Annotated in this window: 27 protein-coding genes; 10 read left to right on the forward strand and 17 right to left on the reverse strand. The window is 38.2% G+C overall.

All coding sequences use genetic code 11. The annotated features are described in order from the left end of the window. Nucleotides 1-110 precede the first annotated feature (110 nt). Nucleotides 111-1,328, reverse strand: a complete 1,218-nt coding sequence (locus tag EGS47_RS15505; protein WP_005004346.1) for a CaiB/BaiF CoA transferase family protein — start codon at nucleotides 1,326-1,328, stop codon at nucleotides 111-113. A gap of 362 nt (nucleotides 1,329-1,690) precedes the next feature. On the opposite strand from EGS47_RS15505, the gene EGS47_RS15510 reads away from it, so the two are divergent. Together EGS47_RS15510 and EGS47_RS15515 are read left to right on the forward strand one after the other, a co-directional pair. Beyond that, on the forward strand, nucleotides 1,691-2,932 hold the full coding sequence (locus tag EGS47_RS15510) for an MFS transporter (protein WP_004987643.1): 1,242 nt from the start codon (nucleotides 1,691-1,693) through the stop codon (nucleotides 2,930-2,932). Between the two features lie 146 nt (nucleotides 2,933-3,078). Further along, nucleotides 3,079-4,791 (forward strand): electron transfer flavoprotein-ubiquinone oxidoreductase, encoded by a 1,713-nt coding sequence (locus EGS47_RS15515; RefSeq protein ID WP_035272101.1) that lies wholly within the window; start codon nucleotides 3,079-3,081, stop codon nucleotides 4,789-4,791. Nucleotides 4,792-5,128: 337 nt separating this feature from the next. Here EGS47_RS15515 and EGS47_RS15520 read toward each other — a convergent pair whose 3' ends face one another. From EGS47_RS15520 to EGS47_RS15545, 6 genes are all read right to left on the reverse strand, one after another. Further along, a complete protein-coding gene (locus EGS47_RS15520; RefSeq protein ID WP_005004340.1) occupies nucleotides 5,129-5,488 on the reverse strand; it encodes a YidH family protein in 360 nt (119 codons plus the stop codon). Nucleotides 5,489-5,491: 3 nt separating this feature from the next. Further along, on the reverse strand, nucleotides 5,492-6,370 hold the full coding sequence (locus tag EGS47_RS15525; protein ID WP_005004338.1) for an MBL fold metallo-hydrolase: 879 nt from the start codon (nucleotides 6,368-6,370) through the stop codon (nucleotides 5,492-5,494). A gap of 5 nt (nucleotides 6,371-6,375) precedes the next feature. Further along, on the reverse strand, nucleotides 6,376-6,786 hold the full coding sequence (locus EGS47_RS15530; RefSeq protein WP_005004336.1) for a DUF6691 family protein: 411 nt from the start codon (nucleotides 6,784-6,786) through the stop codon (nucleotides 6,376-6,378). After that, nucleotides 6,783-7,202: a YeeE/YedE family protein gene (locus EGS47_RS15535; RefSeq protein WP_005004333.1), complete on the reverse strand. Its 420-nt coding sequence runs from the start codon at nucleotides 7,200-7,202 to the stop codon at nucleotides 6,783-6,785. Before EGS47_RS15535 ends, EGS47_RS15530 begins: the two co-directional genes overlap by 4 nt. A 99-nt stretch (nucleotides 7,203-7,301) precedes the next feature. Continuing rightward, the gene (locus EGS47_RS15540; protein WP_035272099.1) at nucleotides 7,302-8,048 is read right to left on the reverse strand and encodes a zeta toxin; all 747 of its coding nucleotides are present in this window, start codon (nucleotides 8,046-8,048) and stop codon (nucleotides 7,302-7,304) included. Between the two features lie 6 nt (nucleotides 8,049-8,054). Next, the gene (locus EGS47_RS15545; RefSeq protein WP_005004329.1) at nucleotides 8,055-8,306 is read right to left on the reverse strand and encodes a hypothetical protein; all 252 of its coding nucleotides are present in this window, start codon (nucleotides 8,304-8,306) and stop codon (nucleotides 8,055-8,057) included. A gap of 220 nt (nucleotides 8,307-8,526) precedes the next feature. On the opposite strand from EGS47_RS15545, the gene EGS47_RS15550 reads away from it, so the two are divergent. The 4 genes from EGS47_RS15550 to EGS47_RS18725 all read left to right on the forward strand — a co-directional run bounded on the left by EGS47_RS15550 (nucleotide 8,527) and on the right by EGS47_RS18725 (nucleotide 11,836). After that, the gene (locus EGS47_RS15550) at nucleotides 8,527-10,137 is read left to right on the forward strand and encodes a purine-cytosine permease family protein (RefSeq protein ID WP_125269769.1); all 1,611 of its coding nucleotides are present in this window, start codon (nucleotides 8,527-8,529) and stop codon (nucleotides 10,135-10,137) included. Nucleotides 10,138-10,280: 143 nt separating this feature from the next. Then, a complete protein-coding gene (locus EGS47_RS15555) occupies nucleotides 10,281-11,024 on the forward strand; it encodes an HD domain-containing protein (protein WP_004987628.1) in 744 nt (247 codons plus the stop codon). 5 nt (nucleotides 11,025-11,029) lie between these two features. Continuing rightward, nucleotides 11,030-11,680 carry an alpha/beta fold hydrolase gene (locus EGS47_RS15560; RefSeq protein WP_228711820.1) on the forward strand — a complete coding sequence of 217 codons (651 nt, stop codon included), beginning with the start codon at nucleotides 11,030-11,032 and terminating at the stop codon, nucleotides 11,678-11,680. Nucleotides 11,681-11,686: 6 nt separating this feature from the next. Then, a complete protein-coding gene (locus EGS47_RS18725; protein ID WP_228711821.1) occupies nucleotides 11,687-11,836 on the forward strand; it encodes a hypothetical protein in 150 nt (49 codons plus the stop codon). On the opposite strand, the gene EGS47_RS15565 is transcribed toward EGS47_RS18725, so the two are convergent. After that, entirely contained in the window at nucleotides 11,833-12,732 is a 900-nt protein-coding gene (locus EGS47_RS15565) for a LysR family transcriptional regulator (protein ID WP_004987622.1), read from the reverse strand. The two genes, EGS47_RS18725 and EGS47_RS15565, sit on opposite strands and share 4 nt — an antisense overlap. Nucleotides 12,733-12,845: 113 nt before the next feature. Here EGS47_RS15565 and EGS47_RS15570 point away from each other — a divergent pair, with 113 nt between their 5' ends. Together EGS47_RS15570 and EGS47_RS15575 are read left to right on the forward strand one after the other, a co-directional pair. Continuing rightward, the gene (locus tag EGS47_RS15570) at nucleotides 12,846-13,274 is read left to right on the forward strand and encodes a CidA/LrgA family protein (protein WP_004987619.1); all 429 of its coding nucleotides are present in this window, start codon (nucleotides 12,846-12,848) and stop codon (nucleotides 13,272-13,274) included. After that, entirely contained in the window at nucleotides 13,271-13,963 is a 693-nt protein-coding gene (locus EGS47_RS15575; protein ID WP_004987617.1) for an LrgB family protein, read from the forward strand. The genes EGS47_RS15570 and EGS47_RS15575 overlap by 4 nt, the downstream gene beginning before the upstream one ends. Before the next feature lie 9 nt (nucleotides 13,964-13,972). On the opposite strand, the gene EGS47_RS15580 is transcribed toward EGS47_RS15575, so the two are convergent. The 8 genes from EGS47_RS15580 to ybaK all read right to left on the reverse strand — a co-directional run bounded on the left by EGS47_RS15580 (nucleotide 13,973) and on the right by ybaK (nucleotide 22,200). Then, nucleotides 13,973-14,710, reverse strand: coding sequence for an adenosylcobinamide-GDP ribazoletransferase (locus tag EGS47_RS15580; protein ID WP_004987614.1), 738 nt, complete (start codon nucleotides 14,708-14,710; stop codon nucleotides 13,973-13,975). Between the two features lie 3 nt (nucleotides 14,711-14,713). Then, nucleotides 14,714-15,319, reverse strand: a complete 606-nt coding sequence (locus EGS47_RS15585) for a histidine phosphatase family protein (RefSeq protein WP_004987613.1) — start codon at nucleotides 15,317-15,319, stop codon at nucleotides 14,714-14,716. Between the two features lie 6 nt (nucleotides 15,320-15,325). Next, nucleotides 15,326-16,378, reverse strand: a complete 1,053-nt coding sequence (gene cobT / locus EGS47_RS15590) for a nicotinate-nucleotide--dimethylbenzimidazole phosphoribosyltransferase (RefSeq protein WP_004987612.1) — start codon at nucleotides 16,376-16,378, stop codon at nucleotides 15,326-15,328. After that, nucleotides 16,375-16,908 (reverse strand): bifunctional adenosylcobinamide kinase/adenosylcobinamide-phosphate guanylyltransferase, encoded by a 534-nt coding sequence (cobU, locus tag EGS47_RS15595; RefSeq protein WP_004987610.1) that lies wholly within the window; start codon nucleotides 16,906-16,908, stop codon nucleotides 16,375-16,377. Before cobU ends, cobT begins: the two co-directional genes overlap by 4 nt. Before the next feature lie 3 nt (nucleotides 16,909-16,911). Further along, nucleotides 16,912-17,541, reverse strand: a complete 630-nt coding sequence (locus EGS47_RS15600; protein WP_004987609.1) for a 2'-5' RNA ligase family protein — start codon at nucleotides 17,539-17,541, stop codon at nucleotides 16,912-16,914. A gap of 86 nt (nucleotides 17,542-17,627) precedes the next feature. Next, the gene (mtlD, locus tag EGS47_RS15605; RefSeq protein ID WP_004987607.1) at nucleotides 17,628-19,769 is read right to left on the reverse strand and encodes a bifunctional mannitol-1-phosphate dehydrogenase/phosphatase; all 2,142 of its coding nucleotides are present in this window, start codon (nucleotides 19,767-19,769) and stop codon (nucleotides 17,628-17,630) included. 247 nt (nucleotides 19,770-20,016) lie between these two features. Beyond that, a complete protein-coding gene (locus EGS47_RS15610) occupies nucleotides 20,017-21,612 on the reverse strand; it encodes a histidine-type phosphatase (RefSeq protein ID WP_373866129.1) in 1,596 nt (531 codons plus the stop codon). A gap of 120 nt (nucleotides 21,613-21,732) precedes the next feature. Next, nucleotides 21,733-22,200 carry a Cys-tRNA(Pro) deacylase gene (ybaK, locus tag EGS47_RS15615; protein ID WP_004987604.1) on the reverse strand — a complete coding sequence of 156 codons (468 nt, stop codon included), beginning with the start codon at nucleotides 22,198-22,200 and terminating at the stop codon, nucleotides 21,733-21,735. 223 nt (nucleotides 22,201-22,423) lie between these two features. Here ybaK and EGS47_RS15620 point away from each other — a divergent pair, with 223 nt between their 5' ends. Beyond that, a complete protein-coding gene (locus tag EGS47_RS15620; RefSeq protein ID WP_373866130.1) occupies nucleotides 22,424-22,975 on the forward strand; it encodes a lytic transglycosylase domain-containing protein in 552 nt (183 codons plus the stop codon). A 165-nt stretch (nucleotides 22,976-23,140) separates the two neighbouring features. On the opposite strand, the gene cysK is transcribed toward EGS47_RS15620, so the two are convergent. Then, a complete protein-coding gene (cysK, locus tag EGS47_RS15625; RefSeq protein WP_004987598.1) occupies nucleotides 23,141-24,139 on the reverse strand; it encodes a cysteine synthase A in 999 nt (332 codons plus the stop codon). Between the two features lie 171 nt (nucleotides 24,140-24,310). Between cysK and EGS47_RS15630 the strand changes: the two genes are divergently transcribed. Beyond that, nucleotides 24,311-25,519: an IS256-like element ISAba26 family transposase gene (locus EGS47_RS15630; protein ID WP_004987597.1), complete on the forward strand. Its 1,209-nt coding sequence runs from the start codon at nucleotides 24,311-24,313 to the stop codon at nucleotides 25,517-25,519. Nucleotides 25,520-25,795: the final 276 nt, after the last annotated feature.

Here is a 25,795-nt window from a genome sequence, read left to right on the forward strand (position 1 = left end):
TCTATTAATGTTTCGCAATGCGAAAATTATAATCTATTTATTCTATCAATAGCAAAAGAAGCATGTACAAAAACGTTTACTTCTTTTGCTATTACCGCCTTTTTGTAATCTTATTCTACAATCCCTTTCGATTTTAACTCATCCAGTGTTGATTTAGATAAGATCCTTGAAAGTATTTCATCGGTATGTTGTCCCAACATCGGTGGCGCACGTTTGTACTCAATAGGTGTACGTGACATTTTGATTGGAGAACCAATCACTTTTAAATGTTGACGTTGTGGATGTGGCATATCGACTAACATTTTCCGTTCCACGACTTGTGGTTCTTCAAATGCTTGCTCTAGGTTATTAATCACACCGACAGGGACTTTTGCCGCATGAATTGCAGCAACCCATTCATCAGCTGTTTTGCTTGCAAAATGTGTTGAAAGTAGATCGGTAATCTCTCCTCTATGCTTGATACGATCCGCATTTCGAGTAAATTTTGGATCATTCGGAAGTTCTGGCAAACCAATTGCCTGACAGAGCTGAATAAATTGTGTGTCATTACCACAGGCAATAATAAAATCGCGATCGCAAGCTTTAAACACTTGATAAGGCACGATATTGGCGTGGGCATTACCATAGCGACCAGGCACTTTACCTGATGCAAGATAATTCATCCCTTGATTAGCCAATGTTGCAATTTGCACATCAAGCAATGCCATATCAATGTATTGCCCCAAGCCTGTAATATTTCGATTGAGTAAAGCCGCCTGAATCGCAATTGTAGAATACAAACCTGTTGTAATATCGGAAAATGCAATGCCTAATTTTTGTGGTCCGCCACCCGGTAAGTCATCTTTTTCACCCGTCACGGACATCAGTCCGCCCATGCCTTGAATGATAAAGTCATAACCCGGTTCTTCAGCACGAGGACCAGTCTGCCCAAAACCCGTGATTGAACAATAGATCAATTTGGGATTGAGTTTAGATAAAGTTTCATAATCCAGACCATATTTCTTTAATGAACCTGTCTTATAGTTTTCAATCACAACATCTGACTCAAGCGCCAAAGCCCGAACCACTTCCTGCCCTTCAGGAGTTGCGATATCAATGGCGACAGAAAGCTTATTACGATTAGTCGATTGATAATATGCCGCTTCGTGTGTATCGCGTCCTTCATCGTCTTTCATCCATGGTGGTCCCCATGCACGCGTATCATCGCCACGTTTAGGACGTTCAACTTTAATGACTTCAGCACCCAAATCTGCCAAAATTTGACCACACCATGGTCCTGCTAGTACCCGACTTAAATCTAGAACACGAAATCCTTCTAGAGCACCCATATTTTTTCCTATAACGATCAGAATCAGCAAAAGAATTAATATTAAAAATTAATATTAAGTTTCGCATAGCGATATTAAATAACTAATATACACCCATTACCTGTAATAGCAAATACTGAGCAGTTCACGACTAAAGTCGTAGTTTTTGCTTTTCACAAAATTTTTCATTAAAAAACATAAATTTAATATACATAATAAAATATCGCTGTGCGATACTTATTTTTATAATTATTGTTTTATTTGACTCTTTGTTTTACTATCCGAAAAATTTTAGAAATCTCCCACATAAATTTTCCGATTTTTAAATCACTAAAAATTCGGTGTTGTGCTTTGGGAATCTCCTCTGTGGTAAAGGAACTGCTGTGAACACAAACAAACTGACGTCCAAAATTGGACCAAATACATGGAAAATTGCATTTCTATTTGCATTTTTAGCACTGTTGGTTGATGGTGCTGATCTGATGCTGCTTTCATATAGCTTAAATAGTATTAAAGCAGATTTCGGATTAACTTCAGTCGAAGCGGGGATGTTAGGAAGTTTTACCTTAGCAGGTATGGCGGTTGGTGGGATTTTCGGCGGTTGGGCCTCTGACCGTTTTGGGCGTGTTCGTATCGTCGTTATTTCTATCCTGACATTTTCCATCTTAACCTGTGGATTAGGTTTAACTCACAGCTTTTTACAGTTTGGAATTTTACGTTTCTTTGCTTCACTCGGCTTAGGTTCTTTATATATTGCCTGTAATACGCTGATGGCTGAATATGTGCCTACACGCTACCGCACTACAGTTTTGGGAACATTACAAGCAGGCTGGACAGTCGGCTATATCGTAGCAACCTTGCTTGCAGGCTGGATTATTCCTGAGCATGGCTGGCGCATGCTGTTTTTTATTGCGATCATTCCTGTGATCATGGCTGTATTGATGCAAATTCTTGTACCTGAACCAGCAGCATGGCAGCAAGCACGCTTACAACCAATCCAAAATAATGAACAGCCAAAAGAATCTGCATTTAAACTGATTTTTCAGGATAAACGTAACCGCAATATGTTTATCTTGTGGGCACTCACCGCAGGCTTCTTGCAGTTTGGTTATTATGGTGTAAATAACTGGATGCCATCGTACCTTGAAAGTGAACTTGGGATGAAGTTTAAAGAAATGACTGCCTATATGGTTGGTACATATACTGCCATGATTTTAGGTAAAATTTTGGCTGGGTTCATGGCAGATAAATTAGGTCGTCGTTTTACTTATGCATTTGGTGCAATTGGTACAGCCATCTTCCTACCTTTAATTGTGTTCTATAACTCACCAGACAACATTTTATATTTATTGGTAATCTTTGGCTTTTTATACGGTATTCCATACGGCGTAAATGCAACCTATATGACTGAAAGCTTCCCAACGGCAATTCGTGGTACAGCCATTGGTGGTGCTTATAACGTAGGACGTTTAGGTGCAGCCATTGCCCCAGCAACCATTGGTTTCTTGGCTTCTGGTGGTTCTATTGGACTTGGTTTTGTGGTCATGGGCGCAGCTTACTTCATTTGTGGTGTGATTCCAGCGCTGTTTATTAAAGAGAAACAATTTGATCCGCAAAAATCTTAATTAATCATGATATTAATAACAATTTAAATCGATTTCAGTTTATAGCCAGTATTAGCCCTACTGGCTTTTTTTATCATTAAAAAGCCTTGTCTTATTAAAAATAACAAATTAAAATATCGACAAGCGAAACTAAATTTCTTTTTATTATGGATAATTTTGAACGAGAATCAATGGAATTTGATGTTGTCATCGTTGGTGCAGGCCCTGCGGGTTTATCAGCTGCGATTAAAATCCGTCAATTAGCCATTGAAAATAATCTGCCTGATCTTTCTGTCTGTGTCGTAGAAAAAGGCTCTGAAGTAGGTGCACACATTCTTTCAGGTGCAGTACTTGAACCACGTGCGATCAATGAACTCTTTCCAAACTGGAAACAAGAAGGCGCACCATTAACTGTTCCTGTTACACAGGATGAAACTTATTTTCTTCTATCTGACACAAAAGCACAAAAAGTTCCATATTGGATGGTTCCAAAATCTATGCATAACGAAGGAAACTATGTCGTTTCTTTGGGAAATGTGGTGCGTTGGCTAGGTCAAAAGGCAGAAGAACTCGAAGTCTCTATTTTCCCAGGCTTTGCAGCTGCTGAAATTCTTTATCATCCAGATGGTACGGTAAAAGGCATCCAGACTGGTGATATGGGGATTGCTAAAAATGGCGAACCTACCCCTCATTTCACACCCGGTTATGAGCTTCATGCTAAATACACCTTATTCGCTGAAGGCTGTCGTGGACATTTAGGAAAGCGCTTAATTAGCAAATTTAATCTGGATAAAGATGCGGATCCGCAACATTACGGTATTGGTATCAAAGAATTATGGGAAATTGATCCTGAAAAACACAAATCAGGTTTAGTGATGCATGGTACGGGTTGGCCATTATCTGAAACAGGTACTGCGGGTGGTTGGTGGTTATATCACGCTGAGAATAACCAAGTCACTTTAGGTCTGATTGTGGATTTATCTTATGAAAATCCACATATGTATCCATTTATGGAAATGCAGCGCTGGAAAACTCATCCAACGATTAAACAATTTTTAGAAGGCGGTAAGCGAATTTCCTATGGCGCGCGCGCGGTCGTTAAAGGTGGTTTTAATTCTCTGCCTAAACTAACATTTCCGGGCGGATGCTTAATTGGCGATGATGCTGGCTTTTTAAACTTCTCAAAAATCAAAGGTTCACACACGGCGATGAAATCTGGCATGTTATGTGGAGAAGCTGTATTTGAAGCGATTGCTGCGGGTGTTGCCAAAGGTGGTGATTTAGCCATTGCTCGTGTAGTGGAAGGCGATGATCATTTTGATAAAGAACTGACTAACTATACGAAAAAGTATGATAATTCTTGGCTGAAACAAGAATTATATCAAGCACGTAATTTTGGTTCTGCTATGCATAAGTTTGGTCAGTGGATTGGTGGTGCATTTAATTTTATCGATCAAAATGTTTTTAAAGTTCCTTTTACTTTACATGATTTAAAACAAGATTTTGCTGTACTAAAAACGGTGGATACAGCAACATTCAAGCCGAATTATCCAAAGCCAGATGGTAAATTAACCTTTGATCGTTTGTCTTCGGTCTTTATCTCCAATACTGTACATGAAGAAAATCAGCCTGCGCATTTGAAACTTACTGATCCATCAATTCCTGTAAACATCAATTTACCGAAATGGGACGAACCTGCTCAACGCTACTGTCCTGCGGGTGTTTATGAAATTATGGAAAATGATGATGGCTCTAAACGGTTTCAGATCAATGCTGCTAACTGCGTGCACTGTAAAACCTGTGATATTAAAGATCCATCACAGAACATTACTTGGGTTACGCCAGAAGGTGGTGGTGGTCCAAACTACCCAAATATGTAAATATTGGGGTCATTCTTGCGAAGCTATAATCACTTCTCATACCCTAACATGTCATTTGTTTCCGAAGATGTAACATTCGGCTGATGCTTGTGAAGCTTTAATAATTTTTCATACCTTATGCAATGTGCATTATATCTATATTGCATCGGTATGAAATTGACTTAAACCAGTTATCAGTAAATATGCTGACGTTTCAAAATATGGTCATCAATAAATACGACCAAACCAAATATATAAGTTTGAACGATTTCAGACTTATATATGCACACTAATCATTATTAGTGCTTTATATCATTTTTTAGGTAAGCATAGTCCCCAAGGGGGCTATGCTTAAAAATTACATCCAGAAAGAAATAATTAGCAGAATCGCACTGAGTATCGTGAAGTAACTTAATAGAATGGGTAAATTAGTTCGATAGCCTTCAATCATTTCTAACGGCGTAAGTGACTTCAGTGCAACTCGATACTGAATAATCGATAAGATACTAATGATTAATCCCAAAACGATCACCAGTACACCGAGCCAGCGATTAAATAAAATCTTATCGTGATAGCGAACAGGATCAATCAGATGGATTAACAAGGTCGATTTTTCGATTAAAAATCCAAATGCAATTAAAGCGAGGCTACTTCTATTCCATGCCAATAAGGTTCGTTCAAGAGCAAGTAATACACGGGGATCTTCTAAATTTGACATGACTCAGACTTTAAAATAATTCAATGGTAACTTTAAATAAGACTGACCATTCGATTCAGCCAAGGGAAACTTTCCTGCATCCATATTGACCTGAATCGCGGGCAAAATCAGTTTAGGCATTGCAAGTTTAGCATCCCGAGCCTCTCGCATTTTAATAAAATCTAATTTTGCAGTCGTCTGATCAATATGAATATTGAATTGCTTTTGTGTCTTTACATCAGTTTCACCGATAAAATATTCACGTGTTTCTGGTAAATAATCATGACACAAGAACATCCGCATGGTTTCAGGCAAATCATATAATCTCTGAACTGAATCATAAAGCTGTGCTGCACTTCCATTGGGAAAATCACAACGTGCTGTACCATAATCTGGCATAAACAGTGTATCCCCCACAAATACAGCATCCCCTATCACATAGCTCAAACAGGCGGGCGTATGTCCTGGGGTTGGAATGTTATACGCATCTAAATGACCAATACTGAAATGTTCACCGTCTGCAAATAAGTAATCAAAACTCTGATGCAAGTTAAAGTATTTGATATCAAGATTGTAAATTTGACTAAAGGTTTGCTGAACAATAGATATTTTATCACTCATGGCGATTTTGCCGCCGAGTTGCTTTTTTAGATATTGTGAAGCAGTTAAATGATCGGCGTGGACGTGAGTTTCTAAAATCCATTCTATGCTTAGGCTATTTTCATGAACATAGTGAATGACTTTATCTGCCTGAGTAGTAGAAGTTGTGGCCGAAGCTGCATCATAATCCAGTACACTATCAATAATCGCGCTTTGTTTAGTATCTGGGTCACTCACCACATAGGTAAAAGTATGAGTCGCTTCATCAAAAAAACTTTTAATCAACGGTTTCTGAGTATTCATATTTTTTAAACACCTCTTATTTTCCGATGAAGTATCATGCCAATCAACATTGCTCCAATAAAATATAGAGCCTGAGCATATCCGAGTCCAATTAAGGTTAACGCGGGAGCAGGACAAATTCCTGCTATCCCCCACCCAATACCAAAAATCAATGATCCTACAATTAAATCTTGATCAATTTGATGATTCTGAGGTAACTCAATTTTTTCTTTGAATAATGTTATTGGATGTCTTTTTGCTCTTTGAAATGGAATAAATGCCACTAGAATTGCACCGATCATCACAAATGCCAAACTTGCATCCCATGTGCCGAATATATCTAAAAAAGCGAGGACCTTTTCAGGGTTAGACATCCCTGAAATTATTAGACCCAATGAAAAAAGAGAGCCAAATAAAAAAGCAAATATATTTTTCATGATAGGCCTCCCAGTAAATGACGCATCACATAAACTGTAACAAAGCCTGCAAACATAAATATGATTGTTGCGAATATTGAACGTTTGGATAAACGACTTATTCCACAAATACCATGCCCACTGGTACAACCCGATCCCAGACGCGTACCAAAACCGACCAATAAACCCGCAATGATTAATTGAAAAGGATTGGAACTGATCTTAATCTGTGGTGTATAAAAATAAGAAACGACGAACGGCGTAATCAATAAGCCAAGTAAAAACCAGATTGCAGGTGTTTTGGCTATTGTTTCAGGATTTATCACCTGTGCAAGTAAACCACTGATGCCTGCAATACGACCATTCACATACAGATAACCAACGACGGCTATTCCAAGTAATACGCCGCCCAAAAAAGCCAACAAGAAACTATGCATGGTTCTAGCTCAAACAATATATAAAAACATAATATATTTTTACGTAATTTAATCAATGCACGTTTGACTCATTTTTCAATTGATTAAAATCGTATCTAACTACATAAATTCCTTAAGTACACGATCTACAAACCATTTAGGGAAATGTTGCAGGTTCTTATTTAATTTTAAAGTTTCTGCTTTTTCAATTTCAGCTAAAAAAGATGCTTGAGTACCATCAGAAGAATTATCAAATATATAGGCTCGATCTGAGGCATCTATTGCATCTAATAGTAAATCCATACTTCTCAAATAGCGCGTTCGAATTTTATCTCTTGGAACATCGTGACCACCTTGACTCACGCGATACTGTACTCGACTGATATTGATATCAGAATCAACAGTAGAAACATAATAAAGATAAGTACGGAAGCCCTGTGCTTTAGCATGTTGAAGAAACTCAACCTTACTTCTATGCGACATGACTGTTTCAAAGGTAAAGCTAATTTTTAACTCAATAAATTGAATACGAATAAAATCAATAATTCTTGCTGCTAGATATGAATCAATTTCACTTGCTTCAAAAGCAATTTTTCCATTTGCTAAAATAATCGGATTGCTAGTCAGTAAAGGCATCATTGTCTGTTGCACTTTACGTTTTTTTGATTTTAGAAAATTGATAAGCTGCTGACTTTCAAGTGCTTCATGAAAATCTGTCAATGAAAAGCAGTGATCCTGAACGAGCTGTTTTTCCAGTTCATCGGCATTTAAATACGCACCAATATGTCGCGGTAACAAATAATCTTTAATGGTACTTTTACCAGATCCATTTGGACCTGCAAACATCCTTATTCTGGGTTGTGGCATAAAAAATTAGAATGCCACTTTTTTCTTACGTTTTAATGTCGTTTCTGACACGGCGATGTCAGTATAATAAGATGAAATATTTTTCAAGATTTGTGTCTCGCCATTACAGGATTGCTTAAGCAAGTATTGGTCTTTGGCATACACTACAGAAGCTGATTGTGAAGCTTGACAAAACGCATGACGAAAAGCCTCCACAGCAAGATGTGGAATCATTTCATCCTCTCTTAAACTGGCTTTCATGGGAACAAATGCTGTCATGCTTAATCTCCCGTATTGATTAAATACGTTTCTAGTTATCTTAGCATAATTTTGAAAATTGTCTATTTGACGACCATTTTTCTGATTTATAGATTATTTATTCTATTCACGTTAAGCCATTCATATTCTACTCTTTGCTTACAGCTCATCAGATTGATAATGAGATTGGCACATTGCTTGCTTTATGCACCATATTACCACTCAAATAAGGTCATAAAGAATGCACGACACATCAGTAACGGATTCTTTTGATGCAACCAAACCCAATAATGCAGCAAATGAAACACTTGAAGATTATACATTACGTTATGCACCGCATAGCTTTCGTCGCTGGAGTCCCAAAGTAGTCGCCATCACGGCGCTTGGTGGTATTGCATATCTTGCAGATTTCTCTATTGGTGCAAGTATCGGGATGACTTATGGTACGACCAACGCGATTTATTCGATTTTATTCGCTGCTATTATTATCTTTATCACAGGTATTCCTCTTGCCTATTATGCTGCCCGCTACAATATTGACCTCGATCTGATCACTCGTGGTGCAGGTTTTGGATATTTTGGTTCAGTCATTACCAGTATTATCTTTGCAAGCTTTACCTTTATCTTTTTTGCGCTCGAAGGCTCCATTATGGCGCAAGGGTTATTGCTTGGACTGGGTATTCCTTTGTGGGCAGGTTACCTTATTTCCACGATTATGGTCATTCCTTTAGTCATCTATGGCATGAAAGCCCTAAGTAAGTTACAAGTTTGGACAACTCCAATCTGGCTGATTTTGATGATTGGCCCTGTGGCTTATTTGATTCATAAAGAACCCAATCTGGTTGGTTCTTTTGCGACTTATGCAGGTAATAGTGGTTATGCGCCTATGGATATGGCAGCAATCATGCTCGGTGCTGGTGTGTGCTTATCGCTAATTATGCAGATTGGTGAACAAATCGACTACTTACGCTTTATGCCAGCCAAAACTAAAGAAAATAGTAAATCTTGGTGGGCCGCAGTCATTTCGGCGGGTCCAGGTTGGGTCATCTTGGGTGCGATTAAACAAATTATTGGTGCATTCTTAGGTTTTTACTTATTCACCAAATTACCAGGGATTAATGCGACTGAGCCTGTTCAACAGTTCAATGCGGCATTTCATGATATGTTACCGGGCTGGTTAGCTTTAGCATTGGCAGTTATCTTGGTGGTGATCTCTCAAATTAAAATTAACGTGACCAATGCTTATTCAGGTTCTTTGGCTTGGACAAGTGCTTATACCCGTATCAGCAAAAAATATCCGGGTCGTATTGTATTTGTATTAGTCAATCTGGCTGTTGCACTTGCGCTCATGGAAGGCAACATGTTTGCGGTACTGGGTAAAATTCTAGGCTTTTACTCAAACTTCGCAATCGCTTGGGTCGTTGTCGTTGCAACGGATATTGCCATCAATAAATACTTATTAAAGCTTTCACCTAAACAGCCTGAATATCGCCGTGAAATGCTGTATGACTTTAATCCTGTTGGTTTGGTGGCTTTTGGTGCAGCAGCAGGTTTATCGATTGCAGCTTTCTTCGGTTTATTAGGTGATTTCCTTTCTTCTTATTCCCCACTGATTGCTTTGATCGTTGGTTTCGTACTTACTCCTTTCATGGGCTTACTGACTAAGGGTAAGTATTATATTAAAAAGCATGATGATGGAATCAATGAACCGCGTTTTGACGCTGAAGGTACACCTGTTGCGACTGTGTATGCGTGTGTAGCTTGTGATCAAGATTATGAACGTCCAGATGTGATGTATTCACATCAGCATAACGGCGTGATCTGCTCACTATGTAAAACGATGGAAAAATAATGAGTTCTATAACAAAATTGTATTAGCAAAATAAAAATTTAACTGAGCCCTGAATTGTCAGGGCTTTTTTATGACTGAATGGACTTGATTTTAATCACCGCAAAAATTAGAGTAACTACTCTAATTTTAATGGAATTATTATAATGCTAGGATCGTATCATTGGGCGCAAGAAAAACGTGGTCAAATGACTTTAAAAGAAAAGCTGTATCTTCTACAGAAAACATTCATCCCAACCACGCAGCATTTACTACAACACCTCTTGCCGAAACAACGAGAAACAATTTTTATTGATTTTAACAAGATTATTTTACCAGACAGTACTTTAGTCAAAGCAGCGATTGAACAGCTTGAAGAAACAAAAAAAACCTCTTTAATTTATCATTCATGGCGGAGCTATTTTTGGGGAATCGCTTTTAGCCAAATTCATGGATGGCAATATGACAATGAAGCTTTTTTAGTGGCTACCCTTTTGCACGATATTGGTTTAATTGATCAACATAAAACCTCGAATTGTCAGTGTTTTACTCTTAATAGTGCAATGCAGGCTGAACAACTTTGTAAGTATCACCATTACCCTAAAGAAAAAACTGATTTAATCGCTGATGCAATATGCTTGCATATGAATGGCTTTGCAGATATGAGTCAGCCTAAAGAAGTGATCATGCTACAAAAAGGAACCAGCTGTGATGTGATTGGATCGGAACTCCATCTCATTGATAAACAATTCCAAAAACAGTGTTTGGAAAACTATCCTCGTGAAAAATTTAACACTTCTTTTAAAGCATATATTCAAGAAGAAATAAAACGTCATCCACATTCTAGAACGGCGTTTTTGAATAAACTGGGTCTCAGCAACTTGATTCAACTTAGTCCATTTAAGGAATAAAATATATGGAATGTATTCAAAAGCTTATTCACTTTCCAAAATTTGATGGGATTTATGCAGAAGTGAATACCATCAATCAATATGCAAAAACGATCGTTATTCTTCCTGCTATCGGTGTTGAAATTGATAAATATCAAAAACTGATCAGGGGTTTAAATACGAATGGATTTAATACAATAGCAGCTGATTATCCCGGATGTGGCAGAAATATCCCAAAAGTTTCTAGTCACTTTGATTATGGATATAGAGATTTATTGCAAGATTTTATTCCGCAACTTATAAACTTAGCCCCACAACCTCATTCACAACAAAACGTGGTACTACTTGGACATAGTTTAGGTGGGCATTTGGCTACATTGTATAGCCAACAACATGACGTTACAGTGATTGGGATCGCAACAGGCAATATTGGACTACATTATTGGGATTTAAAGGGTAAGATTCAAATCTTAAAAGCAATCTCAGTCTTTAGTCTTCTCATTCAAATTTACGGTTATTTACCAGGAAAAAAGGTTGGCTTTGGCAATAAAGAAGCAAAATCTCTTATTCAGGATTGGTGTAAAACTGGACTGACAGGAACATATGATCATATTTTAAAGCCAACTCATGTTTCAGATAACCAAGCTCTTTTTATTCAAATGAAGGGCGATGAATAGGCACCAATGTCCTCATTAATGGGCTTAACTCAATATTATAGTCATCCTCAAATTAAACAGCTCGATTTAAGACCAAGTCTTCAAGGCAATCAGCATAGCGTTTGGATTAAACAGCCAGAACAAGTCGTTGATGTTATCCAAAACTGGCTTAACTAAAAACGAATTTGATCTTGATGTGCCTTAATAATACTTAACCATGCTTTAGTCGCAGCGGTCATCGGCACAGAAGTATTCCATGCCATACTTAGTGTCCAACGCAAAGAAGTATTGGCTAAAGGCGTAATATTAAACTTGCTTTGATCAAGTTGCTCACAATAGATTTGTGGCAATAACGCAATGCCCATCGAAAATTCAACCATTTTGGCAATAAAATCCCATTGGCTACTTTTACATACAATTTTTGGCTGAAATCCTTCCACCTGCGCCGCCTGAATAATCAGGTTATTCAAGGTAAAACTATCGTCATATAAAAGAAAAGATTCTTCTTTTAAATCTGCTAAGCTCACCTCTTGTATATTTTTCCATCTCGAATGTTTCGCGGACAATAAACACAAAGATGAATCTACGATCGGAATTTCTGCAAGAATAGGATTGTGATTACTTAAAAGCACACCTACATCAAGGGTTCGGTTAAGAATTGCTTCTGAAATGGCATTTGATCCCACTTCCATAAATTGTAATTCAATATCAGGATATTGTTTATGAAACGATGCGATCAGTGAGGTAAGCAACACCGAGCCTAAAGGTGGTACACCCAAAGTCAATTTTCCTTTTTTTAAATGTTTTATATCTTCTAATGTTTCATAAATTTTTTTTTGTTCATCCAATATAGTAAGCGCATGTTGATAAATTTGCTGACCCGTATATGTCAGTTCCACTTCACGTTTACGCCCTGCTTCCCCTTTTTTAAATAAGGTCGTAGCTAACTCCTGTTCAAATGCAGCAATGGCTTTACTGACGGTAGGCTGCGTCATATAGAGTTGCTCCGCTGCTGCCGTAAAACTTTGGCTTTGTACAATTTGTACAAAAATCTTTAGGGTTTTAATATCCACTTACAACCATTCCATAGAAGCATAATTAATTTTTTATTATTCATAATATGGCATAACAACTCCATTTACAATTGTTCTATTCCAAACGCATCATACAGTTTATAGGTGATCCCTTGTCTTATTCCAGCCTTGCATATTTTGCCAAAGTGATCATCCAGATTGGTTTATTACTTATTTTCTGGTGGATTGGATCACTCTTGCAACAAACATTAAATCTGCCTGTTTCAGCAGGCGTTATTGGGCTTTTTCTAGTTTTGATCGGGCTTGTAAGTGGTGTGTTTAAATTACAGTGGATTAAAACTGGTTCGGATTTCATGCTAGCCGAACTTGTGCTGTTTTTCATTCCTTGTGTCGTGGGACTGATCAACTATAAAAGTTTATTTATAGCTGAAGGCTGGCAATTAATAACTGCAATTGTGCTCGGTACTCTGTGTGTCATGGTATTCACCGCCTATACCGTACATTTTTGCTTTAAATTGGAATCACGACTCAAACAACGTAGCCAAGATAAAATGCTACATCAACATGAGCTAAAATCATGAATATTGCCTTGATATGTTTTGTTGGAACACTTTTCGGTTATATCTTGGCCAAACCCATTTATCGTCGTTTGCCTTATTTACCTTTTGCACCTGCAATTTTAGTTCCTTGCTTGATTATGGCGCTACTCATGATTTTCCATGTGCCTTATACCACCTATATGCAAGATAATCACTGGATCGTGTGGATGTTAGGACCAACTACAGTAGCATTTGCGATTCCGATTTATGAATACCGCGATATCATTAAACAGCATGCATTGTCTATTTGTATGGGTATTATCGTAGGGATGGCGGCAGGTATGCTGAGTGCTTTTTATCTGGCGCGTTTGTTTCATTTTGATCAGCAAACCACTTATAGTCTCATGTCTCGCTCGATTTCTACGCCTTTTGCGATGGAGCTCACGCAACATATTGGCGGTTCGGTTGAATTGGTGATTTTGTTTACCATTTTGACTGGCATTGTAGGTATCATCTTTGGTGATCTTATTTTAGCTGGATTAAAGCTCAAGTCTTATTTGGCCAACGGCGCTTCTCTGGGCAATGCTGCGCATGGTTTTGGTACAAGTAAAGCATATATGCGCAATAAGCAAGAAGGTGTCATTGCAAGTTTAACCATGGTATTGGCAGGCATTTTTATGGTCATTACAGGCCCTTTTCTGGTTCACGTTATTGTTAAATTACTGACCTGAAAACATTGATCAATAAAAGCTGCTTAAAATAAAACTGAGTAATAAAGTTGTTTCTAGTAGTTCAATACTTGCTCCGATGGTATCGCCTGTGATGCCATTAATACGTTTGATAAAAAGATGTCGCAAATAAATCAATCCCGTCAGAAAAACAAGTAAGCTTAAAACACCTTGTAATTTCAAGTAGAGCAAACTGAGTAAAACCATCAAACTTATCAGCCAAGCACTTTTTTTAGGTAAATCCTTAGCTAAGTGCCGTCCCAGACCATTTTCACGAACATAGGGTGTGGTGAGCAATAAAATTAATGGCACAACTCGCCCAAGCATCGGTATAACAATCAAAAATAGCGCTAAATGTTGCTCTAGTAACATATAAATACAGACCCATTTAAGCAAACAGACTGCGATCAGACTTAACACACCAATCGGCCCGCAGCTTGGATCTTTCATAATCTCAAGAGTACGTTGTTTATCACCGAAACCACCGACCCATGCGTCAGCAGTATCTGCCAAACCATCCAGATGCAGTCCACCCGTTAGCCAAATCCAGATCAGCCAAATAAGACTTGCGCTCAAAAGATATGGGACAGGACTCAATAATATGCCAAAAGCATATAAAATTAGGCCGATCATTAAACCAATCAACGGATAAAATAAAACAGATCGGGCATTTTCAGTCTGATTGGGTATCCGTGATAATTGAATAGGAATCACGGTCAAAAACTGTAAGGCAATCCAGAATGGCAACATACGTTATTCCTCGGATATCTGTAACTGTTGCTGATCATCCAGAGTGATTTTAAAGCGATACAGTTGCCCTAAACTTGCCTGCATTTTCAGCAGATCATCCAATGGCTGGTGTTGCGCCAAACAACGCAATAACTTGATTACACCACCATGCGTGACCAATAAGGCATGCTCATGTTGCTGTATTTGCATCTTTTCAATGACTAAGAATAACCCTTGTTGAATGCGTGATTGAAAATCCAATAAACTCTCGCCATTCGGAGCCGTATATTGGGTGGGTTGCTGCCAAAAATTTGTAAGTAGTTCAGGTGACTGTTGATAGATCTGCGCTGTACTGATCCCTTCCCAATCTCCAAAATACATTTCCTTAAAATTTGCATCCATATTACAATTCAGATTCGTTTGTGCTGCAAACCTTTGTGCAAATGCAGCACAACGTTGTAAGGGCGAAGTAAAAACCACTTGCCATGCAGAGGGCTGCATTTGCTCAATCGTGGTCTGCATTTGCTGCCAACCCGTTTGTGTCAATGCATCGTCCAGATGACCACGTAAAGTATGGCTCAATGTCGTTTCACCATGACGTAACACATCAATGATCCACACTTTTTGCATGTTGTTTTATACCTGATCGCCTGAAACTGAAGCTTCGGCAAAAGTTGCCATTTGGTTATGTAAGGCACAGGCCAATTGAATGACACCTAACGCTGCCCCTGCACCACTACCTTCACCTAAACGTAAATTTAAGTTTAATATCGGCTGTGCATTGAGTTCAGCTAAAACACGACAATGTCCATATTCAGCAGATTGATGTCCAAACAACATCCAGTTTCGCGCATCGGGATTCAAACGCACAGCGCATAGTGCTGCAACCGAACTGATAAAACCATCAATCACCATCGGCATACCAAGCTGTGCGCAGCGAATATAAGCTCCCGTCATAGCAGCAATTTCTAACCCACCGACTGCGGTCATTATTTTAAAAGCATCCTCTTTTACATGAGGTTGATGCAATGCGATAGCGCGATCGATCACTTGTTTTTTGTATTTTAACTTTTGCGCATCTATTCCTGTACCAATGCCTGTCAATTGCTCTGCATCTTCATTGAGTAATAAACATGCCAAAGCTGAAGCTGAACAGGTATTGCCAATACCCATTTCACCCGCAACGAAAATGTCGGCCTGCGCACTCATGGCTTTCTCGACACTGTCACGTCCTAATTTCATCGCCTGATGACATTGAGCTTTAGTCATTGCAGCTTCAATTGCAAAATTTGCGGTTCCAGCACGAATGCAATGCGTTTCTACACCTTCATAACAATAAGACTCACCCACCGTACCACAATCAATCACCTGTAAATTGGCAGCATATTGTCGTGCGATTACACTGATACATGCACCACCTGTCGCAAAATTTTGTAGCATTTGTCGCGTCACTGCCTGCGGATAAGCCGAAATATTTTCTTGCATCACCCCATGATCGCCTGCAAAAATAGTGATCCACGGTTGATTCACATGTGGATGAGTAGTTCCTTGTAATGCAGCCAGTTGTATGGCGATCAACTCTAAATCACCCAATGAACCCGTTGGCTTAGTCAATTGTTGCTGGCGTTGCCTAGCAAATTGTTTAGCTTGCTCATCGATGGCTTGAACCGGTTCTACCCACCAACTCATGACTTTTCTCCTTTCAGTAACATTGGGAATCCTGCGACACAAAATTCGACCTTATCTGCGATTTTTCCTAGACGCTGATGTAACCGTCCAGATTCATCAACAAAACGACGTGTCATTTCCCCCATCGGCACCACACCCAAACCTGTTTCATTACTCACTAAAATAATATCTGATTGAAGCCGTGGTAAGAGCTCAAGCAAGTCCTCGCATGCTTGAGTTTGCTGGCTATACTGTGGATTGCAATCATCTAACAATAGAAGATTGGACAGCCATAAAGTCAAACAATCAATCAAAATGATCTGTTGTGGTTGATCAATCATCTTAAGTTGCTGAGCCAATGTAACGGGTTCTTCAATGAGTCGCCATTCACTCGGTCGTTGCCCACGATGATGGTCTATACGCTGTTGCATTTCATCATCCAGTGGCCGCGCAGTTGCAATATAAGTCACAGGATGAGACAGCGCTTTGGCAATAGCCTCTGCATGTCGACTTTTACCAGAACGCGCGCCACCTAAAATGAGATGTATCATAGATCAATCCAGTTGTAAGCAATAAAGAGAATGTAGAGGGCCTTGTAATTGTTGAGCATCATAATAGCCAAAATGAAGCTGATCGATGGTTATTTTTAAATTAATCTCAGGGCATTGCCGTATATGGTCAAGAATCACATGACTGGAATAAGCATCGCGATACAATCCAAGCGTAATATGCGGATGATATTGCAAAGCTGCAATTTCCTGATGCTCATCGAGTTGAAGGTTTCGTCGCAGATCAATGAGATAATTTTTTTCATCTCGAATATCAGCAAATAAAGCACTGCTAAAACTATTTAATTTACTGATATTCAGTTGGAATGCAGTTTGTTTTAAAAGTTTTCGGCGTTGCTGCTCAAACCAATCTATACAAAAATCATCATTATAAACAGGCTTTTGCTCCGTCAAAAAACCACAAATATACAGTGTTATATGATATTGACGTTGCGAATTGGGCAATAGCAGATCTGAAAAAGAAGCTTGTAATTGATCGAGTTTTGCAACCAATTCTGTATATTGATCACGCTCAACTAAAATATACCAAAGTGCATAGATACTACGTCCATGATGCCATTCGGAATAATCACGATGTAAAGTTGGAATGACACAACCATTTGGCTTCAAATACAAGAAAAAACACCAAAAATCAGAATGCTTTATTAAAGCATGATTTTTGGTGGGATCACTAAAATGATGAGATCAGTTTTGCGCGTGAGTTAAGCGTATGAAGACTTTATCTCTTCAGGCAAAGCAAAACTTTTGAATTGTTTTAAACACGAAGGATATTCTATGAGTTGATCAAGATGCTGCTGTATGCTCTGCTCAATCTTTTTCTTTAGAGCATGATCTAAATCAAGTTGGGCAATATTTAACTGCAAATGCTCGGTGATATTTTCAAGACTCATGTCAAACGTCTCGATCGCATAAAAATAGCCCAAACTTGCCCCCCATAACAAACTATCGATGGGTTGATCAAATTTAAGATTGTTGGCAATAGAGCCCATAACTCGTTCATTATGATTCAGCTTGCGCAAAGGATCACGTGCCACCCGCTGACACGGATCTTTGTAGGCATATTGACACGACAATACAAAGCTCTTGGCTAGTCGATCCAAATCTTTCGCTCTTTTGGGCAAACAGACGCAAAGTCCTTGCTTGATCTCTTGAACTAAATGCTCAACCAATGACTGTACCCGCGCATCTCCCATTGCGATCCCAATAGTTTCATGTCCCAATAACGAGGCATACCACGCCAACATGGCATGTACGCCATTCCATAGTCGATTTTTAATGAGTTGAATATCGGCAATATTATCCACCACAATCATTTGTCGCATTTTAGCCAACAATGGGCTGTTATTTTCGACATAGATCGGCATATCCGTTTCACTATTAAATAAAATCAGGTCCATCGTCTGCAAAATATGACTCGGCTGAAAATTACGTCGCATATCATCAATATATAAAGAGGCTTGATGTTCCTGCTCAGATGAAAGCTTGCTGGTATCTTCAATTTCGACATTTTCATCCTCAACATCAGACTGATATTGCTTAAAAAAATTATATTTAATTTTGAGCTGTCGATACAAATTTTGCTCAGAAAGTTTAGATACCATACGGTTGACAACCGTATCACAGAAATAATGTTGTCCCATAATCTGATCTGCAATTTCCACGTTGGATAATTCGATCAATTGCTCCCGAATATGAGCTAATACTAAGGTTTTAGCTCCTACTTTATTTAAAATAATCAAAAAAGTGAGTGGACGTGTATTTTGCATGGCTTGTGAAGCAAAACGTGCATAGAGTCCTTTCGCAATAATTTTTGCCTCGCTGGCAATCGCATGTTCAGGCAGGCACAGCGCGATCAAAGATGATTCCAAATACATATCCAGCATATGCTGTTGATGGTCTGTATCAATCACTGACATATATTCAATTCGTTCATCATAGGAAACTTGGCCATAACGAATACAATAGGTGCCAAAGGCATTGACTGCTTCACGATATAAACTGTTACGCGTTGAGGCAATAATGCGCTGCGGACGCGTATACCCATCCCAATGTGATAAAATCTGTGCAATGTATCCGCCACCAATTGCACCAAAACCGTGAATCCCAACTGTTAGCTGATTCAAGGTCTGTGGAAATGCTTCCTGTAAAATCGGCATCTCCATCGCAGGGACATATTGATCTAAATCCTCTAAACACTCGTACATAGTCTCAAAGTAAAAATCGGCTTTAGACAGCATATTGTCATTTGGCGCTTTGATATCTTTGAGCAAAATGGTCATGCCACCTGCTGCATGTGCAGATGTGATTCCATTTTCAGAATCTTCGAACATCAGGCACTGTGAAGTGTCCAGATTTAATTTTTCTGCGGCTTTCTCAAAAATTTCAGGATGTGGTTTGCCATGTTCAACTTCATCACCACAAACCAGCACATCAAAGAATTTATATACATTGGCATTAATCAAATATTCTTCTGCTATTGCGCGGCGGCTAGATGTTGCAACAGCCATACGTAATCCAGATTTTCTTAACCGTTCTAAGACCTGAACCAGACCTTTTTTAATAGGAACGCCTTCTTTACGTACCGTTTCCAGTTCAAGTTGATCGGCACGCTGGCGAATTTCCTGGTATGGAATATCTAAACCGTATTGTTGTTGAGCCAGTTGTTCTGCTGTTTTGGCACTTAATCCTAAACATTGCATTAAATATTCATCGGAAAATGCTTGTCCAATCAGCTCTTGAGATGCCTGTTTCAATGTTTGAAACCGTAATCGTTCAGTATCAAACATTGTTCCATCCATATCAAAAAGTGCAGCTTGAACAGCAGAACCATGAAAAATCAGCATCCATTTACCTCTATTTATTTATAATTCACATATTTAGGGTATACAAAAACTGTGCAGAATAACGGCTTATTTAATAAATGAAACATTTTTGAATGTTTTTTAATCAAACATTTTATAATTGTGCGACGAAAGCTTATTTTATTCGTTAAATTTTTGATTTTTATTTTGAATTATGAAATTAATAAAATTAAGGATACCATTCACTTTGTAATGATATCCCGAATAAAATTTCAGTGATCAGATACTGTTAGTTAACACTGTAGCACTGCTTAAGCTTTTGATAATCATAATAAAAACTCGTCGAGTTATAACGAGCATAATCACAACTTGACTTAAATAAAGTTTCTTTCTCGTTATACAACATTTTGACCAAAGTAGAACCTTGTGCATTTTGATAAATATCCCATTGCATATTGGCCGCCATAGGTGAAACATCCTCACCACGCCAAGTGCTTGAACTATAACTATAGGTTTGATTTAAGGCTAAAGGTGTCATCATTGCTTTTAATTCAAATGTCGTTGCAAGGGGTATAATGATTTCGGCATGGGCAAAACGTAACACAGCTTTATGTTGCTGTTGTTTATTGATAACCTGATCTACCTGAGCAAAGAAATCCTGTTTAAGTCCCTGTGCAATATTGCTGGTCACTTGATTGGACTCAGTAAAGCTTGGACCTTTTTGGTAGAAATCCTGTGCATCATTATATTCTGCATAAAATTTGGCAGCATCTATTGGCATATATTTTGTAAAATCTGTATTACCTAATTCTTTTTTCATCCCGGGTGCAATTGAATACAGCTCATAGAGATAAGCTGCTGCATCCACGGTACTAGCTATAGTGTTTTTGCCTTTGCCTTTTTCAGTAAATTGGGTACCATCTAAAGCTGTTGCAGTAAATGATCCAGTATTACTAAAAGTATAGCCTTGGCTACCTAATTTCTGAATAAACTCATTTTTAAACAATGGCGTCAGTACTTTCAATGCAATTTGCTGAGCGTTGTTATTATTCAATAATTCTTGTAATTTCTGTTTTAAATTCACATCATTTTCTTCAAAATCCTGATATTTCAGACTAGCATCATAGATACTTTGTCTAAGGGGTGAATTCATTTGGCTCAAATCTGTCGCTTTATCCAGACTATGGAAATAAAGTAAAAAGCGATCAACCCCTTGATCGTCAATCGACGGATTACTGTTACTATCTAAACTCGTATAACTTACTGGACGAATTTTTTCTTTAAGATCTGGACGTTTGGTGATCAATTCATTGGTAAAGAATTTGGCGCTATCCACTGCACGATCTACACCAGAACTTTGTACAGCAATATCCATTTGCCCTAACACTGAGGTATTAAATAATGATGGTAATCGCTGTAACAAACGATCTGCAATTCCACGATGTTCCTCAATACCTAATTGGCTTTCATTGCCATAGCCAGACTGACGAATTCCAGACACGCCATACCCCAACAAGATATTGACTTTCATCATTGCTTCAATATCAGCACCAAGCTGTTCACCGAGTGGTGTTAATGCATGATCAGCTTTGGCTTGTTTCCATAGGTTATAAAGCGCCAAATCGTACTTGATGCTAGATAGACCACGCGAACCATGACGGGCAACCAGCTCGGTGAAAACAGGCTGAAATCCTGTTGGTGCACTCTGATAGCTATTTAAATCTTGCTGTGGTTTATAAGGTGTTTTAGTTTGAACATACGCTGAAGTTTCTACTGCTGCAGAATGCTCAGACGTGCTGTCGTTATCATCATGATCATTACAGGCACTTAAAACGAGTATTCCGCTCGCTGCCATTAAAAATTTCAATATGTTCTTAGTCTTCATTGAATTCAGTCATTAAAAATTTTGACTTAAAATATCTGGCTTCAATGACGATTGGATGACAACCACCCTAAAATTTAAACTAAACAATATTAATGGCTTATCTTGATCTTTCTTCAAAAATTATTGATCGAGAATATCAACAAATTGAGCATCTAATATTTTTGCAATCGCTTGTGGCGCTACTCCAATATCTAAACCACGTTTTCCACCACTGACATATATTTTTGTTTTCATTTCAGCAGAAGCATCAATCACAGTTTTAAGACGCTTTTTCTGACCAAGTGGACTAATTCCTCCCACTAGATAGCCAGTCAGTCGTTCTGCATCTTTCGGATCTGCCATATGTAACTTTTTACATCCCAATGCTGCCGCAACTTTTTTTAAATTTAATTGATGATTGACAGGTAAAATTGTGACATAGTGATTTTTATCATCGGTAACCAACAAGGTTTTAAAAACTTCTTCCACATCCAGATTTAGTTTCTCTGCTGCTTCCAAACCAAAACTTTTAGCATTGGGATCATGTTCGTATTCATGCGTACTATATTCAATTTTATTGGTTTTAAGTAACTTACAGGCTGGGGTCATAATCTTTATATAAGCATGTCATCAAAGTTTGAATTTTATAATAGTTTTTCTAGGAAAAAAATCAAACTTGCTTAGGCTATTTACATCTTGATCACCTTGCAAATTGTCACATCACTTTTGTTGACGCTATGGCAATGACAAATTAAGATTTTTCAACTTGAATATTTATTGATGGTACTTCGTTTTGCAATTGCTTGATACTTTTATAAATGCTAATCGCCTGATTTTCGATAACTACAAAATTACATTCTCTAAATTATTCCTTGTAAGTAGTTTAGGTCTTTTTTTTACAGGTTGTACGACACTTGGCCCCAATAGTGGTTCTTTAGAAAAACGTTCAAATAAGCTCTCAAGTGGATTACAAAAAGCTTATGCTGTTTCACCATCTACGGCAAATCGATTATCTCCAATGATTATCCAAAGTGCTGATCGCTATGAAGTTCCACCCTTACTGATTGCTGCCACTATTCGTCAGGAATCAAACTACAATTCTTATGCACGTTCATCTGGCGGAGCTGTAGGTTTAGCTCAAATTATTCCAAGTTACTGGAGACAAGCCTGTCCTGGTAATCTGGCCGATGAATATAATAATATTCAATGCAGTGCCTATATTTTAGGACATTATAATGAAATGGCTGGAAGTTGGTTCAAAGCTAGTGCTTATTATAATGTTGGCCCAACGGGATATAAGTCTAGCTTTTGGACACGTCACAAAGCCAAAAAATATGCTCGCTCTGTCAAACGTTTTGAAAAATCCTTAAAGAAAGAACTCTAATAAAAAGTTCTAATCAACTTGAGATTAACTAATCGTCGAAATTTCATTTTATTTAAAAAAAGGAACCTAGAATGTAATATATTCTAAGTTCCTTTTCAGTAACTTCATTTAACTGAGGCTATAAAAAACACTAGCTCGCCCGAGATCAAATCTGCCGAGAATAAGTTATTCTTCAAATAAACCATCAAATAATACAGAAGACAAATAGCGCTCACCACTATCAGGCAAAATTACCACAATGGTTTTACCGTCATTTTCAGGACGCTGTGCAATTTTTGCAGCAGCAGCAAGAGCTGCGCCACTTGAAATACCCACCAGAATTCCTTCTTTAGTGGCACAGTTACGTGCCCATTCGATTGCCTCTTCACTGGTAATCGGCATCACTTCATCAACAATATTTAAGTCCAGATTTTTAGGAATAAAATTGGCGCCAATGCCCTGAATTTTATGTGGTGCAGGTGTAATGCTCTCACCACATTTGGTTTGACTAATAATCGGTGACTCCGCAGGTTCAACTGCAACTGAATAAATTGGTTTATTTTTGATATTTTCAAAGAAATGTGAAATACCAGAAATTGTCCCACCTGTCCCCACGCCTGCCACTAAAATATCAACATTTCCATCCGTCGCTTCCCAAATCTCTGGCCCTGTGGTTTGTTCGTGAATTTTAGGGTTGGCAGGGTTTTCAAATTGTTGAGGCAAGAAATAGACATCAGGTTGCTCAGTCGCCAAACGTACTGCTTCATCAACAGCACCTTTCATTCCTTTTGCTGGTTCAGTAAGCACTAAATTTGCACCAAAAGCTTTTAGCACTTTACGACGCTCAAGACTCATACTTGCAGGCATGGTCAGTGTAATTGGATACCCTTTTGCGGCTGCTACAAACGCCAGTGCAATACCTGTATTTCCACTGGTCGGCTCAACAATATGCATCCCAGCTTTCAACACACCACGTTTTTCAGCATCTGCAATTAAAGCAGCACCAATACGGCATTTTACTGAAAATGCAGGGTTACGGCTTTCAACTTTTGCCAATACTGTGGCGCCTGACTGAATAATACGATTAATGCGAACTAATGGGGTGTTACCAATCGCCTCTGCATTATCAGGATAAACCGCTATTCCTAAATTGGCAGGCGCTTTAAATTGTTGATCGGTAGACATGTTATTTCCTTATTAGATTTGGAATGATTCTGAATTATTATAGGCTTGTCAGCTAAGGAGAAAAGCAAAAACGTTAAGATTTATAGAAAATTATTGGGGACTGTTCTAAATTTTGTGTAAGTACTTAATTTTCATTTATCCTTCAGAGGATAATTACAAAAGGTACTTCACATGGATGAAGCAACAATCAAAAGTATGGCTGCTGAATTGGCTAAGGGTCTAAAAACACCAGAAGACTTAAACCAAATGACCGCCATATTTAAAAAGTTCATGATCGAAACTGCACTCAATACAGAGCTTTCAGATCATCTTGGTTATGAAAAGCATCAGCCGAAAAAAGGCTCAAATAGCCGAAATGGTTTTAGCTCAAAAACTGTTTCAACTCAAGATGGGCAATTGGCTTTAGATATTCCACGTGATCGGGAAGGTTCATTTGAGCCACAAATTATCAAAAAACATCAAACACGCATTACCAGTATGGATGACCAAATTCTTTCCCTGTATGCCAAAGGAATGACCAATAGAGAAATTGTCGCATTTTTCAAAGAAATGTACGATGCAGATGTCTCAGCATCACTTATAAGCAAAGTGACCGATGCTGTGATTGAGCAAGTGACTGAGTGGCAAAATAGAGCATTAGATAGTCTGTATCCAGTCGTCTATCTCGACTGTATTGTTGTAAAAGTCCGTCAACACTCCAATGTGATTAACAAGTCTGTATACCTTGCTTTGGGCATCAATATGGATGGGCAAAAAGAATTACTCGGTATGTGGATTGCTCAGACAGAGGGTGCCAAATTCTGGCTATCCGTCATGACAGAACTCAAAAATCGAGGGGTACAGGACATTCTTGTTGCCTGTGTAGATGGGTTAAAAGGCTTTCCTGATGCCATTGCCTCTGTTTATCCTCATACGGACATTCAGCTGTGTATCGTGCATGTTGTACGCAATAGCCTGAGATTTGTAAGCTGGAAAGACTACAAGGCTGTTACAGCTGGTCTAAAAGCGATCTATCAAGCAAGTACAGAAGAAAATGCCTTAAAATCTCTAGATATCTTCTGTGATCAATGGAATCATCAATATCCGAAAATTGGAGAATCCTGGAGAGCCAATTGGGAAAATATCCGTACAATATTTAGCTATCCAGCTGAAATACGTCATGCGATTTATACAACCAATGCAATTGAATCGTTGAATAGCGTAATTCGCCATTCAACCAAGAAGCGAAAGATCTTCTCGTCAGATGATTCAGTCAAAAAAGTCATTTACTTAGCAACAACCAATGCTGCTAAGAAATGGACAATGCCAATTCAAAATTGGCGTTTAGCAATGAATTGGTTTACGATTCAGTTCGATGATCGATTAAAAGATCATTTATAAAAAATAGAACTTACACAAAATAATTTACAGGCTCAATTATTGTTATAAATTTTGATCCCACAATAATCAAAATAGCTATCTACTACACCGAAAATAACTTAAATTAAATGCTGTTATTTTACCTTCAGGCAAGCAATACTGTAAGTTTTTACACCTTTTAAGATGAATAATGTCTGAAATAAACTGAATATTTTTCTTCGTTAATCTCTGTTTGCCACCAATAAAGCTGTTCTGGTTGTATAGGTTCAATCTCAGTGAGCTATCACATAGATGCTA

Origin of the sequence: Acinetobacter sp. FDAARGOS_515, assembly GCF_003938865.1 — a bacterium.
Taxonomy (GTDB): Bacteria; Pseudomonadota; Gammaproteobacteria; order Pseudomonadales; family Moraxellaceae; genus Acinetobacter; species Acinetobacter ursingii.

Coding starts and splice junctions, on each gene's coding strand:
- EGS47_RS15505 (WP_005004346.1), bottom strand. CDS start 1,328: ATGGGTGCTCTAGAAGGATTTCGTGTTCTAGATTTAAGTCGGGTACTA.
- EGS47_RS15515 (WP_035272101.1), top strand. CDS start 3,079: ATGGATAATTTTGAACGAGAATCAATGGAATTTGATGTTGTCATCGTT.
- EGS47_RS15520 (WP_005004340.1), bottom strand. CDS start 5,488: ATGTCAAATTTAGAAGATCCCCGTGTATTACTTGCTCTTGAACGAACC.
- EGS47_RS15525 (WP_005004338.1), bottom strand. CDS start 6,370: ATGAATACTCAGAAACCGTTGATTAAAAGTTTTTTTGATGAAGCGACT.
- EGS47_RS15530 (WP_005004336.1), bottom strand. CDS start 6,786: ATGAAAAATATATTTGCTTTTTTATTTGGCTCTCTTTTTTCATTGGGT.
- EGS47_RS15535 (WP_005004333.1), bottom strand. CDS start 7,202: ATGCATAGTTTCTTGTTGGCTTTTTTGGGCGGCGTATTACTTGGAATA.
- EGS47_RS15540 (WP_035272099.1), bottom strand. CDS start 8,048: ATGCCACAACCCAGAATAAGGATGTTTGCAGGTCCAAATGGATCTGGT.
- EGS47_RS15545 (WP_005004329.1), bottom strand. CDS start 8,306: ATGACAGCATTTGTTCCCATGAAAGCCAGTTTAAGAGAGGATGAAATG.
- EGS47_RS15550 (WP_125269769.1), top strand. CDS start 8,527: ATGCACGACACATCAGTAACGGATTCTTTTGATGCAACCAAACCCAAT.
- EGS47_RS15555 (WP_004987628.1), top strand. CDS start 10,281: ATGCTAGGATCGTATCATTGGGCGCAAGAAAAACGTGGTCAAATGACT.
- EGS47_RS15560 (WP_228711820.1), top strand. CDS start 11,030: ATGGAATGTATTCAAAAGCTTATTCACTTTCCAAAATTTGATGGGATT.
- EGS47_RS18725 (WP_228711821.1), top strand. CDS start 11,687: ATGTCCTCATTAATGGGCTTAACTCAATATTATAGTCATCCTCAAATT.
- EGS47_RS15575 (WP_004987617.1), top strand. CDS start 13,271: ATGAATATTGCCTTGATATGTTTTGTTGGAACACTTTTCGGTTATATC.
- EGS47_RS15580 (WP_004987614.1), bottom strand. CDS start 14,710: ATGTTGCCATTCTGGATTGCCTTACAGTTTTTGACCGTGATTCCTATT.
- EGS47_RS15585 (WP_004987613.1), bottom strand. CDS start 15,319: ATGCAAAAAGTGTGGATCATTGATGTGTTACGTCATGGTGAAACGACA.
- cobT (WP_004987612.1), bottom strand. CDS start 16,378: ATGAGTTGGTGGGTAGAACCGGTTCAAGCCATCGATGAGCAAGCTAAA.
- cobU (WP_004987610.1), bottom strand. CDS start 16,908: ATGATACATCTCATTTTAGGTGGCGCGCGTTCTGGTAAAAGTCGACAT.
- mtlD (WP_004987607.1), bottom strand. CDS start 19,769: ATGCTGATTTTTCATGGTTCTGCTGTTCAAGCTGCACTTTTTGATATG.
- EGS47_RS15610 (WP_373866129.1), bottom strand. CDS start 21,612: ATGAAGACTAAGAACATATTGAAATTTTTAATGGCAGCGAGCGGAATA.
- ybaK (WP_004987604.1), bottom strand. CDS start 22,200: ATGACCCCAGCCTGTAAGTTACTTAAAACCAATAAAATTGAATATAGT.
- cysK (WP_004987598.1), bottom strand. CDS start 24,139: ATGTCTACCGATCAACAATTTAAAGCGCCTGCCAATTTAGGAATAGCG.
- EGS47_RS15630 (WP_004987597.1), top strand. CDS start 24,311: ATGGATGAAGCAACAATCAAAAGTATGGCTGCTGAATTGGCTAAGGGT.